Consider the following 14,125-nt stretch of genomic DNA (forward strand, 5'->3'; position numbering starts at 1 on the left):
TCCCTTATCCATTGATTTTTTTTAATTGATCCCACTGTTTTTCAAAATTAATAAATGGGTCATCACTTTCAGGTGCTTCTGCGGTTTCTTCATTCCATTTCTTATAGACGACATAGACAACGGCTAACGCAGCAATACTTAGAATGGCTGGTATATTGCCAACAGCCACCAGGAAAGAGATGACAGCGGCCGCTCCCCAGAAGAATTTCATTTTCTTGGTATACGACTTTTTATACTCCCTCCAAGCCAAATACATGATCACTAAACTTAAAGCTAAGCCAATCAGCGGTCCGGCATTCGCAACAGCTACAATAGCAGCCACTGCTCCGATACAAAACAACATCACTTTTTTCATTTGCCTTCCTCCTTCGTTTTCATACTCTTATCTTACCTGGAGGAAAGGCTTCTCATAACGAGCCTGAGCAGTAACTTTATCTAAGACCTAAGACCGAGCTGACATGCGGCGAACGGCCGAGCGAAGTTTTCTCAACGCAAAAAAGCAGCCAAGGTGGCTGCTTTCACTTATTTTCTATGCATTTTAAATTCAAGGAAGAGTTCGTTATAGTAAGCAAGCATATCAGGACCTAAGTTCTCGTATACTTCAAGTCTTTCCGTTTGTTCCGGGCTAGGATAAAACCGTTCATCATTGACGATCTCTTTCGGCATATATTCTAGCGCTTTTTTGTTTGGTGTCGAGTAGCCCACGTATTCCGTATTTTGTGCGGCTACTTTTGGATCGAGCATGAAGTTAATAAATTTGTGGGCGGCTTCCACATTTTTAGCCGTTTTCGGGATGACCATGTTATCAAACCATAGATTTGATCCCTCTTCTGGAACGACATATTCCAGGTTATCTTTTTTCCACATTAATTCAGCCGCCGTCCCCGACCACACAACCCCGAGTGCCGCTTCATCATTCTCAAGCAGCATTCGGATCTCATCACCAACAATGGCTTTAATGTTAGGTGTCAATGTATCGAGCTTCTTTTTCGCTTCGATTAAATGTTCTTGATTCGTGTCGTTTAATGAGTACCCAAGGCTGTTTAACCCCATCCCCATCACTTCTCTTGCACCATCAATTAGTAAAATCTCATTGCGGAGATCTTCATTCCATAAATCATTCCATCCGGTTACTTCCCCTTCAGAAATCTTGTCCGTGTTATATAAAATACCCACCGTTCCCCAAAAATACGGAATGGAATATTGATTTCCTTCATCAAAAGGTAAATCCATAAAGCGAGGATCGATGTATTTTAAATTCGGAAGCTTAGAATGATCGATCGGAAGCAAGAGCTTTTCTTTCTTCATTTTATCAATCGCATATTCAGACGGAACAGCAAGATCATAAGCCGTTCCTCCTTGCTCAATCTTCGTCATCATCGCTTCATTCGAATCAAACGTTTCATAGATGACCTTAATGCCTGTCTCTTTCTCGAACTGTGTAATTAATTCGGCATCAATATAGTCTCCCCAGTTGAAAACCGTTAATGTGTTTCCTTCTACTTTGCCTTCAGATGCATTGAGCCGGGAAACCGTATAAAGCAGAATAGCCGCGATCGTACAGACAACGAGGAGTGCACGCAATAATTGATTCATTTTCGTACCCCCATTCCAGCCGAGCGGCTATTGCGCTGCTGAATGAAATAGTAGCCAATCACAAGTATGACTGTAAATAAGAACAGAAGTGTTGATAGAGCATTAATATTTAAAGAGATTCCGCGCCGAGCTAAAGAATAGATCTCTACAGATAACGTCGTAAATCCGTTTCCAGTGACAAAGAACGTAACTGCGAAATCGTCCAGTGAGTACGTTAAAGCCATGAAAAACCCAGCAAACACTCCCGGTGAAATATAAGGCAAAATGACTTTCGTCAGCACATCCCAGCGGCTCGCACCTAAATCTCTGGCTGCATCAATTAATGTCGTACTCATCTCTTGAAGCTTCGGCAGTACCATAATCACCACAATTGGAATAGAGAAGGCGATATGAGACAGAAGCACTGAAGTAAATCCAAGCTTAATTCCAGCCATCGTAAAAAGAATCAAAAATGACGCACCAATAATAACATCAGGGCTGACAATCAGCACATTATTAAACGAAAGCAAGGTATTTTGCATCGTACGTTTCATATAAACAATTGCCAATGCCCCCATCACGCCAATGATCGTAGCGGCAACGGACGATAGCAGAGCAATAATAATCGTGTTTAACACAATGATTAAGAGTCTCGTATCTTGAAAAAGCTCTTTATACCAATCTAGCGTGAAGCTTTCAAAATGATTCATATCTCCGCCGCTGTTAAATGAATAAAACATTAAATAGAAGATAGGCGCATAAAGGATGACAAATACCAGGGCTAAGTAAGCTTTTGCCCAAGGTGAATTATGTTTCATTATTGTACGCCTCGCTTTCTAGTTCCTGTCACAACCATAATCAGGACCATCGTTAAAATCAGGAAGACAGCGATGGTCGATCCCATTCCCCAATCCTGAATAACGAGGAAGTGCTGTTCAATCGCCGTTCCAAGAGTAATGACCCGGTTGCCGGCAATTAAACGGGTAATCATGAACAGGGATAGCGCCGGTATAAAAACCGCCTGAATTCCCGATTTTACCCCTGAGAGTGTCAGAGGAAAAATGACTTTTTGGAAAGTCGTCCATGAGGAAGCACCAAGATCCCGTGCCGCATCTATTAAACCAGTATTCATTTTGTCCAGCGAATTGAAAATAGGCAGAATCATAAACGGAATAAAGATATAGACAGAGACAAAAACGAAACTAAAATCCGTAAACAAAAGCTGCTTAGATCCCACTCCAATGGCTTCTAAAAATTGATTCGCTGCACCATACGTGCTGAAAATACCTAAGAATGCGTAGGCTTTTAATAAAAGGTTAACCCAAGAGGGCAAGATAACTAATAAGAGCAAAAGCTTTTTATGCTTTGATTTCGTCAATAAATAGGCCGTCGGGTACGCGATAAGCAAACAAAAAGCCGTGATTAAAAACGCATACCAAAACGAAGCGAATGTCATTTTTAAATAAACAGGTGTGAAGAACTTCTTGTAGTTGTCAAAAGTAAACTGACCGTGCAAATCAAAGAATGAATAATAAACAACTAAGACAATCGGCATCACAACAAATAAACCAATCCATAATACATAAGGAATTAAATACAGGCTGCGAGACTTCTTATCCATTGGCTGCCCCGTCATACGCCTCTAAGCGTTTATCAAATTCTTCTTCCGTCTCATCAAGTCTCATGACATGAATCGCTTCCGGATCAAAATCTAGTCCAATTTCACTTCCAACTATCGCTTTTTTCGTTGAATGAACAAGCCATTCATTGCCGGCCTTGTCATAGCAGCAAATCTCGTAGTGTACGCCTCTAAACAGCTGTGAATCAACACGCGCTTCAATTTTCCCTTTTGCAGGAGAAGTGATTTCCAGATCCTCCGGACGAATGACGATCTCCACCGGTTCAGCTGGGTTCAACCCGCGATCGACACATTCAAATACTTTACCGGCAAACTCCACTTCAAAATCTCTGATCATTTTACCAGCGACAATATTTGACTCTCCAATGAAATCCGCTACAAACTTATTAATAGGCTCATCGTAAATATCCATTGGCGTTCCGCTTTGCTCAATACGGCCAGCATTTAATACGAAGATTTCATCTGACATCGCCAGCGCCTCTTCTTGGTCATGGGTAACGAAGATAAACGTGATGCCAAGACGCTGCTGCAGTTCACGCAGCTCATATTGCATTTCCGTTCGTAATTTCAAATCTAGGGCAGACAGGGGCTCATCCAATAGAATGACTTCCGGCTCATTCACTATTGCCCGGGCAATAGCGACCCGCTGACGCTGTCCGCCAGACATTTCTGTGATCTCTCTATTCTCATAGCCTTCTAGATTGACGAAACGAAGCGCCTCTTTTACTTTCTCTTCAATCGTTGATTTGCTCATTTTTTTAATACGCAAGCCGAATGCTACATTTTCAAACACATTTAAATGGGGAAACAGCGCATAGTCCTGAAATACTGTGTTTACTTGGCGCTTATTCGCGGGAACATCATTCACCCGCTCTCCATTGATCAAAATATTTCCTGATGAGGCTTCAGTAAAGCCGGCAATCAGGCGAAGCACCGTCGTTTTTCCGCAGCCGGAAGGACCCAGCAGCGTATAGAATTTTCCGCGCTCGATTTCAAAGCTAATGTTGTCTAAAACGACCGTATCCTGGTCATAACGCTTCGTTACATGCTCAAAGCGAATAATTGTGTTATCAGCCATAACAATCTCCTTTACAAAAAATATAGTCTATAGATATGATTCCGTTGCGACTAACAGCAGCTCAGTCACTCCATCCTCATCATTGACAATTTGATGTTCGTCAGAAGAATGAAAGTAGATGGATTCTCCTGCCTTGGCATAATAAGTCCGCCCGCCAAGAGTAATCTTGATCCTTCCTTTTAATACATACCCAAATGTTTCTGCTAAAGAAGGTTCAAACGTTTTAAATTCTCCATTTTTTTGAAACGTCAGCCGGACAGGCTCCATTTCTTTTTCATTTGATTCTGGAACCAGCCACTGAATGCGGTAGCCTCTTTCCTCATCCTCAAATTCTGTTTGATCCTCTTCGGTGTAGACGACTTTTTGTTCTCTTTCCAATTCATCAAAGAACTCTTTCGGAGAACAGCCGAGCACTTCTAAAATATGAAAAAACGTTTCAATAGACGGCGAGCTTAAGTCACGCTCCAACTGAGAAATATATCCTTTGCTTAAATCCGTTCGTTCTCCCAATTCTTCTTGAGTTAACCCTTTTTTCAAGCGCAGATTTTTAATTTTTTTGCCAATCTCCATTATTTTACCCTCTATCATGTTTATAATTAGTAAACTTCCAGTAAATAAAGTATTCTATTAGCAAACTTTAAGTTTACTAATAACAGTTTTTCATTATAAATGAACCGGGTAAAAATGCAATAGAATCGATGGTTTTTTAAGATACTTACGAAAAACCCTACTAAAGTCTGTCTTTACACAAAAAGAGACTGCCTCAGCAGCCTCTCCATTGTTAATTCGTTATTTGCACCGTTGGCAATACTTCTTTAAATGCCTGGATTACCGTATCTACTTCTTCATAGCTCATGGTTAATGGCGGCTCGATACGAATTGTCTTCGAGTTCACGAGCGTACCTGCTACAAGAATCCCTTTATCAAACATTCCTTTCGACACTTCATAGCCAATTTCATCTTGGTGGAACTCAATGCCGATCATTAAGCCTTGGCCGCGAATTTCAAACACTTTATCCTCATGGCCTGCGGCAGCTTCTTTTAATCCTTTTAAGAAGTATTCGCCCACTTCCGCTGCACGTTCAGGCAGTTTATCCTCTAGCAAAATATCAATCGTAGCAATCGCTGCTGCGCAAGCTAGTGGATTTCCTCCGAATGTCGTCGTGTGCATAAACGGGTTATCAAACCAGCTTTTGAATACTTTCTCACGGGCAACGATCGCTCCTGCCGGCATCACTCCGCCGCCGAATGCTTTCGCTAAGCATAAAATATCAGGGACAACATCGAATAATTCTGCGGCAAACATTTTTCCTGTTCTGCCCATTCCTGTTTGAACTTCATCAAAGATCAACAATGCATCATACTCATCACACAATGCTCTCACTTGCTTTAAGTAATCTTGTGGAGGGATGATGATACCGCCTTCCCCTTGAATCGGCTCTAAAATGACAGCTGCTACATCTTCACCGACCATCGCGCATGTTTCAAATGTTTTTCTCATCATGTCGATGTCTCCAAAAGGAACATGACGGAAGCCAGGAATCAATGGAAGGAATGGTTTACGGAACATGCCTTTTGCTGTGCCTGATAATGAACCTAAACTTTTTCCATGGAATGAACGAGTCGTAGAGATAAACGTCGTACGGTCACTGTACATTTTCGCCAGCTTTAATGACGCTTCCACACTCTCTGTTCCACTATTAGTGAAGAATGCGTACTTCAGGTCACCAGGTGTAATATCAGCCAAAATTTTCGCAAGCATAGCACGCAATGGATCTAATAAATCTTGACTGTGCAGCGCTTGGCGTTTCATTTGATCAGACACCGCTTTAACGACTTTCGGGTTACGGTGGCCAACATTATAAATACCAAAACCGCCTAAACAGTCAATGTATTTCTTTCCGTTCACATCTGTAAAACAAGATCCTTCATCTGACCACTCAACCGCCGCGAACTGTCCGCCTTCTGTTACTGTCTTCCGATAAGCGAGGAATCCTGGATTGACATGTTCTCTAAATCCGTCCACAGTCTCTTTCGTTACCCATTTCGCCTCTTCTTCAGTTACTTCTTCTTTCTCAATTAAAGCTAAAACCTTTTTAATATAATCGTTCACACTTGATACTTGTTCTTCTGTTTTTACTTCGGGTACATTAATACTCATTTATTTTTCACTCCTGTTATAAGTTTTAGTTTATTTTTCAAACCATCCGATTGGTTCTACTTCTAAATTAATGTTGATTTGCTTAACCTCTTGGAATTCCTCCAAGCCGAATGTTCCTAAGCTGCGTCCAATCCCGCTTTGTTTATATCCGCCCCATGGCGCTTCGTTATACGTTGGGTGATACGAGTTGATCCAAGTAATACCTGCCCGCAGCTTCTTAATGACACGCAAGCCTTTCGCACCATCGACCGTAAATACCGCACCTGCCAGACCGTAATCGGAATCATTAGCTAGACGGATCGCTTCTTCTTCATCTTTAAATGGCTGAATAGCAACGACTGGACCAAATATTTCTTCCTGAACAATTCTCATCTCCTGCGTCGTATCCGCAAAAGCAGTCGGTGCTACGAAATAACCCTTATCTAATCCGTCGCTTATCAAACGTTCGCCGCCGCATAGTAAACGCGCGCCTTCTTCCTTGCCAATTTCAATGTAGCTGAGCACTTTATCTAAATGCTCTTGGCTGACTAAAGGACCCATCTCTGTTTTTGAATCGCTTCCGTCACCTACTCTGATCTCTTTCGCCCGTTCAGCAAAACGCGCAAGGAACTTCTCGTAAATACTTTCTTCTACTAAGATTCGAGATCCAGCTGAACACACTTGACCCGCTCCGGCATAAATACCAAACAGGGCGTAATCAACTGCTGTTTCAAAGTCGCTGTCTGCAAAAATAATATTTGGTGATTTGCCGCCAAGCTCTAAAGATACTTTCTTCATTGTGTCAGCAGCCGTTTTCATAATATGTTTTCCTGTTTTCGTCCCGCCTGTAAATGACACCATATCCACATCTTTATGAGAGGCAATTTCATTTCCAACGACCGGTCCAGCTCCCATAACCATATTGGCTACTCCAGCCGGCAAACCTACTTCCTCAAAAATTTCAAGAAGCTTCGTTGGTGTAACTGGTGTCACTTCAGATGGTTTAAAGACGATTGTATTTCCGGCAGCAAGAGCTGGCGCTATCTTCCATACACTCATCAACAATGGATAATTCCACGGAACGATCAGTCCGCATACACCGACCGGTTCTCTGACAACCATTGCCTGCATAGGATCAGCAACATGATACGTATGGCCGTCCGGCTGTGTAATCATTCCCGCATAATAGCGAAAACAAGCAGCAGCATCTCCTACGTCATACCCCGCTTCTCGCAGCGTTTTTCCGTTATCCATCGTTTCGAGCTTCGTCAGTTCTTCTGCTTTTTCATCGATTTTATCGGCAATCTTTAAAAGGTAAGCTGCTCGTTCAGTTGCTGGCAGATCCGACCAGACTCCGCTTTCGAATGTGGCTTTCGCAGCCGCTATAGCTGCCTGGGCATCCTCTGCTGTTCCTTCTGGCGCTTCTGCAATCACTGCTCCAGTAGCCGGATTGATCACGTCACGAGTTTTCTGATCGCTGGCCTCTTTCCATTCGCCGTTTATATACATTTTTAATTGAAGTGCCTCAGCGTCTTTTTTCACTTTTTCCTTTTCAGTTTCTAACATCATCCCATCCTCCTTTTTGATCTCCTGCCCTTTATAATGCAACTACCGTGCCAAACGTCAGAATTTAATAAATATTTATGTAAATCGAGTAGAATAGGGAATTAGGATGACCCGCATTAACATTTACGCTTCATTTTTTATGCAAATTTGCATAACCTATGTGTTTCAGCATAAGAACTCATGCGAAATTGCATAAAAAAACCTATTCGCGAAGAATAGGTTTTCAACTTAATAGACGGGTGATTCTGGTTCACCGTTCTTTTCATTCATAATCTTTTGGTATTTGCGGCTAACCGACGACTGGCTGACACCGAGTGCTTTCGCTGCCTTTGTCGTTGTTTTGTATTGCTTCATGGCGAGCAGAATTAACTGATTCTCCACATCTTCCAACGCTTCTTGCAGCGGAATGACTCGAGTAATCATCGGTTTGGATTTTTTAAAATCATATCCGAGTGATAAGAAGCGGCTGACAAATTCGGCATCGATCGCTGAATCATCAGCAGATACCACTAAACGCTCAATGATGTTCTGAAGCTCACGGACATTGCCGGGCCAAGAATAAAATTCGAGTACATTGACAGCATCTGGCGTGAGGTGAAAACTCTTATCGTACTTATCATTCAATTGCTGAAGAAAGTGAAAGGCAAGCACAGAGATGTCTTCGATTCTTTCTCTAAGCGGAGGAATGCGCAGCGGAATCACGTTTAACCGGTAAAATAAATCTTCTCTAAACGTCCCTTCCTCCACCATTTTCTCAAGCTTCTTATTTGTAGCAGCAATGATCTGAACGTCCACAGGAATGGCTTGTGTGCTTCCGACCGGAACCACTTCTTGTTCCTGCAGCACCCGCAGTAGTTTCACCTGCAAATGGGAAGGCATCTCGCCAATCTCATCGAGAAACAGCACTCCATGATCCGCCATCTTAAAATAGCCGTCCTTGCCTTCTTTATCCGCTCCGGTAAAGGCGCCTTTGCTATAGCCGAACAATTCACTTTCAAGCAGATTCTCCGGAATGGCTCCGCAATTTAATTTGAGAAATGGCTTTTCAGAACGCCTGCCCATTTGGTGAATCGCTTGAGCAATGACTTCTTTCCCCGACCCCGATTCGCCTGTAATTAAAACAGTGGAAGAAAATTGCGCGATCTTCTTGATTTGCTGAACAATCTTTTCCATTTTCGGACTGCGGTACATGAGCTTTTTCAATGTTCGGTCTTGGTTTTTAAAGCTGTCCAGTTCTTTCTTGTACTGCTCAGAAATTTTCTTCATTTCTTTCAATTCATTTTTCAGTTTGGACGTTTCGGTAATATCCCTTGACGCAATTATGATGCGGTCAATGTCTCCTTTTTCATTAAATACAGGATTCCCCACAGCTAAAATTTTTCGCCCTTTACTTGTTTCCTGCACAACCGATACCTTCTTTTTCTTTTCAATCACCAGCCTTGTGACAGACGGCGTAAAAAGGCCCTGCTTTTCAAATTCTAAAATATTCTTGCCTATGTAATCGTGGAGGTCGACATTCCAAAAATCAGAAATCAGTGTATCACTAAAACGAATCAGTTCTGCTTTATGGTTAACCACTAGAATCTCATCGTAAATGGTAGACAAAATGGCGTTCAAGTCCGTATTCAAATTTTTAATATCTTCAATTTCCATGGCCATCTCTTCGATTTTAGGCAAGTCCTGCACCACAATCAGCATGCCTTCTAACTCATTATCAAAATTCATAATGGGACAGTAATCCACCAAGACGCCCATTTCATCCGTAATTTGAATCTGATTCAAGATTGTTTTTCCGGTAGCAAACACACTTTTAATGTGGTTCGAGTGAAAAATAGAGCGCGCAGGTTTATTCATGATTTTATCTGATGTCGATTTAATCATTTTCAGACCGGCGTCATTACAATTGACGATGTTTTCTTCCCGATCCACAACAAACATCCCCATAGGAATAGAAGTGAGCAGAGTTTTTAACAGGTCGACGCTTTGGTTCTCCTGCTTAAATAGCTCTGTCAGCAACTCTTCCCTCTTTAAATATCCCGCCGGTTCTCCTTGATCATTGACAACGATCGCAAGGGGTTCGCCAATGACTTGAAAAGCAATAGGCAATGAAATTTCTTTGTGTAATTTATAAACGTTTTCAATACATACAGCTTGGGATAAAAGTGTCTTAAACTTAATTCGCCCTTTATGTGCTAAATGATTGCTTTTTAAATGTATATAGGAAACAAGTGTATTCTCTTTGCTTAAAAATATGTATGGTTCTTTTATATGGCTCACATCGATCAAATCTTGATCCCGATGCTCCTCTATTGCAATCGAAATAAACGGTTTCACTTTCTCTTCTGTAATTAGAAACATAACCTAACCTCCTCTTGCTGTCTATTTATATACTATCACTTCCAATTAAATATTTTAATAAGTTAGATAATTGTTGAAGTTTGAAAGAGAAGATGGATGCTTCACCTTCTCTTTTCACAAACTTTTTATTATTCTTTCATACCGAGACTGATCTCTTCCCTTACATACGCAAGGACCATGCCTGGAATGACGGAGTCTCCCCTTTGTACTTCTAGAGACTGCACCTCTCCAGTAATTTGTGCCTTTACAGAATAAAGCTGGTCTTTCTCTCCTTTAATTAAAAACAGAGGTTCCCACTCATAAATTCTTCCGTTTTTATTTACCAATATATCTTGTACCACTCCTTCATAGGGACTGGTCACCATTTCATCATACAAGTTTCATCAGCCTCCATTCTGCCTATTTGTTTTCTTTTATATGCCCCTCCCAATGTAATCAGCAGGTATAGAAGCGCAGTGGCCGGTTTTCATTTATACTCAGCCATGATACAAATGAATCTCCTGTCCTTCTTTCCAATTAGATAAGTAGTTTTGTTTTAGCCGCTGCCCATCCTGCCGATTCCACTTCCTCGTCCCTTTTTCAAACTAAAAACATATTACTCTCAATACAGCAATTATCGTGCCAATCCACGAAGTAACCTTTGATTGTTTGTATCGCCCTATACGCATTGGCATAACAAGTATTCTCCGCATAATAATTATGAATTTTCACATAAACTATTCACTTGTGCATAATTTGCTTTTTTAAAAAAAGATTTGACCCTGACGTTTCGTCATAGTTTAAGCTGAACTTAGAGGTGAAGCGAATGTATAAAGTAAAAGAAGTGAGCCATATGACCGGAGTCAGCATACGCACCCTGCACCACTATGATCATATCGGTCTGCTTATACCCGACGGACAGTCCGACGCAGGCTACCGGCTTTATTCAGATGAAAATATCGAACAGCTGCAGCAAATTCTTTTCTTTAAAGAAATGGGGTTTCATTTGGCAGAAATAAAAGATATGATTCACCACCCAGACTTCGACCGTACCACTGCTCTTAAAGCCCATAAGCAAATTCTTTTAAAGAAAAAGGAGCGCCTGGAACAAATGATTCAAACAGTGAATACAACTCTTACTCACTTAACTGGAGGGATACAAATGGAGAAGAAAGATATGTTTAACGGATTTGATCAAACAGAGATTGAAGCGTATCAGAAGCAATATGCTGAAGAAGCCAAAGAGAAGTATGGAACAAAGATCGTTGAAGAAACAGAGAAACGGACCAAAAGCTACTCTAATCAAGACTGGTCCAATATTCAGGGAGAGATGGATCACCTTTTTCAACAGATATCGGTACGAATGGATTTGGGACCTGATAGTGAAGAAGTACAGAATCTAATCGGAAAGTATCGGCAATACATCACAAAGAATTTCTATGATTGCACGCTAGATATATTTCGAGGGCTTGGAGATCTTTATGTAACCGATGAACGGTTCACTGCCAATATTGACCGCCACCAAGCTGGTTTATCTGAATTTTTACGCCAAGCCATGCATATTTACTGTGATCGAGAAATGCAGAAGTAGAGTGCAGCGGCGAGGCAGATAGTGAATCCGCTGGTAGAAAGGGAGTTTCCGCTGTTGGATTGTGGTAATCCGCTGATAGGCGTTTTGCTGGGCAAAGAGAAGTTGCTGATAAACCACTGAAAGTCGCTGATATATTTTAAAACTTGCTGATATATCCCAAAACTTGACGATAAACTATTAAAACTTGCTGATATAAGCAGAACTCCCCTGTCCAAGCAGGAAAAAAGCCTTCCACAGGCCGTGGAGGGCTTTATTTCTGCGTATTGCGCATCATTTCTAACTTGTTTCTTTACGAATCGTTCATTATTTTAACGACTGCATGAAGGCTTTTGCAAGTTCGGCACCGCTCATGATGTTTTTTCCTCCGCCTTGAATAAAGTCTGGCTTGCCGCCGCCTTTTCCTTCGATTAGAGAGAAAATTAGCTGTGTCGCTTTTTTCAAATCTTCCTCTCGATCCTTGCCGCGGGCTGTGACAAACTGAAGCTGCTCGCCATTTTCAGCGGTAAGAAACACAAGTGACTCAGGATCTTTAGCCGTAATCATTCGAGCCAGCTGCTGAAGGGTTTGAATGCTTCTATCTGTATAAGATTGATGGATCAGCTCATTACCTTCTGCGGCTGCATCAATCATCGATTCTGCTTCAACTTCCAGCAGTTCTTCTTCTGCCGCATCCAGTTTGGCTTGAAGCGCTTTTTTCTCTTCAAGAAGCTGTTTTGCCTCCGCTACAAGTTGATCAGCAGGACGGTTCATGACTTGGGTCAACTCCTGAATCACGGAATGCTTTTCTCCCAGTTGTTTAAGGACTCTGTTGCCACAAACAAATTCCAGCCGCACCTGCTTGCGCTGACGTTCCCATTTCAACAATTTAATAGAGGCAATTTCTCCTGTCGAACGGGGATGAGTGCCTCCGCACCCGCTATAATCACAGCCATGAATAATGACAAGACGAATATTCTCTGTTGCTTCAAGCTGCTTTCTAAGCGGGTAAGACGATGCTTCTTCTGCCGTTACCCACTTCGTTTCAATGGGGTGGTTCTGTAATATAATTCTATTCGCTGCTTTTTCCGCTCGATCCATCATATCAGTGGTCAAGCTGTCCGCATCCAGATCAATCGTGACGGTTTCCTTACCTAAGTGAAAGCTGGTAGTTTTCATATCCAATAGTTCTTCCATCACTGCTGATAAAAGATGCTGGCCAGCGTGTTGCTGCATATGATCATACCGGCGACCCCAGTCGATTTCACATTCGGCCGCTCCGTCTGGCGCATGAACTTCTTTCTCCGTGTAATGACGAATTTCTCCATCTACTTCTTCCACTCCATACACCTTCACACCATTTAAACGGCCTGTATCATGAGGCTGGCCTCCGCCCGTCGGATAAAAAATCGTTTGATCGAGCACGGCGTAGTGGCGTCCCTCTTCATCTTTCTGCTGATGGTGGATTTCCGCTGTCAAACTTTGAATATAGGCATCTTGATAATAGATCTTATTAGTCATCTTTACTTCCCCCGCTTCTGTCAAAACAAGAAATGTGAAGCCCCTGCGGCTCGACCCATTCTTTCGTTTTTATAAATCCCATGCTTGTATACAGCTCGATGGCCGGCCGATTGTTTGATGCCGTGCACACCGTTAATTTCGCATCTTTCGCTTTCTGAATAACATACATCAATAGCTTTTTGCCGATTCCTTTTCGAAAGTGAGTCGGGTGAATGGCCAGACGGCAGATATGCCAAGAATGCTCCGTTTCTTCCATAGAGATTATTCCTGACAGCTCATCTCCTGCATAATAGCCATAGAAAGATTCTTTACTTTGCTGCAGACAAGCCGCATCCTCTTTTAACGGCGGCAAATCAAAAAACTGTAATAACTCCGCTTCTTTTTGGTAAGCTGCCAGTTGAATAGCAAGAATCCCTTTTGCTGTTTCATCCTGCTGATGATCAAGAGGCATAATCATTTTAGTCACCCCTTTTGAGAAAAAAACTTTAGACTCGTTTGCCTAAAGCATCAATATAGGCATACAAAGAGATCCGATTCGGAATGCCGGTTAAGTAATCCCTATGCGCCAAGTTCGACATCTCACCAAGCTCTGTTTTCGTATGCGTGATCGTCACGACCATTTCCTGCAGCGATTTAAGAAGTGCAAAAACTAAAGCAACATACGTTCTTAAACCAAGGGACATGAAGTCACCCCTTCTCTTT

14 protein-coding genes are annotated in these 14,125 nt (G+C 42.0%); 1 reads left to right on the plus strand and 13 read right to left on the minus strand.

Annotated elements, in window-relative coordinates:
- Positions 1-4 precede the first annotated feature (4 nt).
- From JOC78_RS11750 to JOC78_RS11795, 10 genes are all read right to left on the minus strand, one after another.
- A complete protein-coding gene (locus JOC78_RS11750; RefSeq protein WP_204556123.1) occupies positions 5-355 on the minus strand; it encodes a lmo0954 family membrane protein in 351 nt (116 codons plus the stop codon).
- Positions 356-522: 167 nt separating this feature from the next.
- Entirely contained in the window at positions 523-1,596 is a 1,074-nt protein-coding gene (locus JOC78_RS11755; RefSeq protein ID WP_204556126.1) for an ABC transporter substrate-binding protein, read from the minus strand.
- Positions 1,593-2,393: an ABC transporter permease gene (locus JOC78_RS11760; protein ID WP_204556129.1), complete on the minus strand. Its 801-nt coding sequence runs from the start codon at positions 2,391-2,393 to the stop codon at positions 1,593-1,595. The genes JOC78_RS11755 and JOC78_RS11760 overlap by 4 nt, the downstream gene beginning before the upstream one ends.
- Positions 2,393-3,196, minus strand: a complete 804-nt coding sequence (locus tag JOC78_RS11765) for an ABC transporter permease (protein ID WP_204556131.1) — start codon at positions 3,194-3,196, stop codon at positions 2,393-2,395. Before JOC78_RS11765 ends, JOC78_RS11760 begins: the two co-directional genes overlap by 1 nt.
- On the minus strand, positions 3,189-4,292 hold the full coding sequence (locus JOC78_RS11770) for an ABC transporter ATP-binding protein (RefSeq protein ID WP_204556134.1): 1,104 nt from the start codon (positions 4,290-4,292) through the stop codon (positions 3,189-3,191). Before JOC78_RS11770 ends, JOC78_RS11765 begins: the two co-directional genes overlap by 8 nt.
- 27 nt (positions 4,293-4,319) lie before the next feature.
- Positions 4,320-4,862: a helix-turn-helix domain-containing protein gene (locus JOC78_RS11775; RefSeq protein ID WP_204556137.1), complete on the minus strand. Its 543-nt coding sequence runs from the start codon at positions 4,860-4,862 to the stop codon at positions 4,320-4,322.
- Positions 4,863-5,073: 211 nt separating this feature from the next.
- Positions 5,074-6,453, minus strand: coding sequence for a putrescine aminotransferase (locus JOC78_RS11780; RefSeq protein ID WP_204556138.1), 1,380 nt, complete (start codon positions 6,451-6,453; stop codon positions 5,074-5,076).
- 30 nt (positions 6,454-6,483) lie between these two features.
- Positions 6,484-7,998, minus strand: coding sequence for an aldehyde dehydrogenase family protein (locus JOC78_RS11785; RefSeq protein ID WP_239587135.1), 1,515 nt, complete (start codon positions 7,996-7,998; stop codon positions 6,484-6,486).
- A gap of 228 nt (positions 7,999-8,226) precedes the next feature.
- On the minus strand, positions 8,227-10,356 hold the full coding sequence (locus tag JOC78_RS11790; protein ID WP_204556140.1) for a sigma 54-interacting transcriptional regulator: 2,130 nt from the start codon (positions 10,354-10,356) through the stop codon (positions 8,227-8,229).
- 128 nt (positions 10,357-10,484) lie between these two features.
- Entirely contained in the window at positions 10,485-10,733 is a 249-nt protein-coding gene (locus JOC78_RS11795) for a biotin/lipoyl attachment domain-containing protein (RefSeq protein ID WP_204556141.1), read from the minus strand.
- Positions 10,734-11,161: 428 nt separating this feature from the next.
- Here JOC78_RS11795 and JOC78_RS11800 point away from each other — a divergent pair, with 428 nt between their 5' ends.
- Positions 11,162-11,926 carry a MerR family transcriptional regulator gene (locus tag JOC78_RS11800; RefSeq protein WP_204556142.1) on the plus strand — a complete coding sequence of 255 codons (765 nt, stop codon included), beginning with the start codon at positions 11,162-11,164 and terminating at the stop codon, positions 11,924-11,926.
- Positions 11,927-12,229: 303 nt separating this feature from the next.
- On the opposite strand, the gene JOC78_RS11805 is transcribed toward JOC78_RS11800, so the two are convergent.
- Genes JOC78_RS11805 through JOC78_RS11815 form a run of 3 tightly spaced genes read right to left on the minus strand, consistent with a single transcriptional unit; the run spans position 12,230 to position 14,106 of the window.
- Complete coding sequence (locus JOC78_RS11805) at positions 12,230-13,423, minus strand: alanyl-tRNA editing protein (protein WP_204556143.1); 1,194 nt, start codon at positions 13,421-13,423, stop codon at positions 12,230-12,232.
- Positions 13,416-13,880, minus strand: a complete 465-nt coding sequence (locus JOC78_RS11810; RefSeq protein ID WP_204556146.1) for a GNAT family N-acetyltransferase — start codon at positions 13,878-13,880, stop codon at positions 13,416-13,418. Before JOC78_RS11810 ends, JOC78_RS11805 begins: the two co-directional genes overlap by 8 nt.
- A gap of 28 nt (positions 13,881-13,908) precedes the next feature.
- On the minus strand, positions 13,909-14,106 hold the full coding sequence (locus JOC78_RS11815; protein WP_204556147.1) for a hypothetical protein: 198 nt from the start codon (positions 14,104-14,106) through the stop codon (positions 13,909-13,911).
- Between the last annotated feature and the right edge of the window lie 19 nt (positions 14,107-14,125).

The organism is Bacillus ectoiniformans, from assembly GCF_016908875.1.
Taxonomy (GTDB): Bacteria; Bacillota; Bacilli; order Bacillales; family Domibacillaceae; genus Bacillus_BX; species Bacillus_BX ectoiniformans.

What these genes read in the sequence shown, in the direction of transcription:
- JOC78_RS11750 (WP_204556123.1), bottom strand. Translation starts at nt 355, where the DNA reads ATGAAAAAAGTGATGTTGTTTTGTATCGGAGCAGTGGCTGCTATTGTA.
- JOC78_RS11755 (WP_204556126.1), bottom strand. Translation starts at nt 1,596, where the DNA reads ATGAATCAATTATTGCGTGCACTCCTCGTTGTCTGTACGATCGCGGCT.
- JOC78_RS11760 (WP_204556129.1), bottom strand. Translation starts at nt 2,393, where the DNA reads ATGAAACATAATTCACCTTGGGCAAAAGCTTACTTAGCCCTGGTATTT.
- JOC78_RS11765 (WP_204556131.1), bottom strand. Translation starts at nt 3,196, where the DNA reads ATGGATAAGAAGTCTCGCAGCCTGTATTTAATTCCTTATGTATTATGG.
- JOC78_RS11770 (WP_204556134.1), bottom strand. Translation starts at nt 4,292, where the DNA reads ATGGCTGATAACACAATTATTCGCTTTGAGCATGTAACGAAGCGTTAT.
- JOC78_RS11775 (WP_204556137.1), bottom strand. Translation starts at nt 4,862, where the DNA reads ATGGAGATTGGCAAAAAAATTAAAAATCTGCGCTTGAAAAAAGGGTTA.
- JOC78_RS11780 (WP_204556138.1), bottom strand. Translation starts at nt 6,453, where the DNA reads ATGAGTATTAATGTACCCGAAGTAAAAACAGAAGAACAAGTATCAAGT.
- JOC78_RS11785 (WP_239587135.1), bottom strand. Translation starts at nt 7,998, where the DNA reads ATGTTAGAAACTGAAAAGGAAAAAGTGAAAAAAGACGCTGAGGCACTT.
- JOC78_RS11790 (WP_204556140.1), bottom strand. Translation starts at nt 10,356, where the DNA reads ATGTTTCTAATTACAGAAGAGAAAGTGAAACCGTTTATTTCGATTGCA.
- JOC78_RS11800 (WP_204556142.1), top strand. Translation starts at nt 11,162, where the DNA reads ATGTATAAAGTAAAAGAAGTGAGCCATATGACCGGAGTCAGCATACGC.
- JOC78_RS11805 (WP_204556143.1), bottom strand. Translation starts at nt 13,423, where the DNA reads ATGACTAATAAGATCTATTATCAAGATGCCTATATTCAAAGTTTGACA.
- JOC78_RS11810 (WP_204556146.1), bottom strand. Translation starts at nt 13,880, where the DNA reads ATGATTATGCCTCTTGATCATCAGCAGGATGAAACAGCAAAAGGGATT.
- JOC78_RS11815 (WP_204556147.1), bottom strand. Translation starts at nt 14,106, where the DNA reads ATGTCCCTTGGTTTAAGAACGTATGTTGCTTTAGTTTTTGCACTTCTT.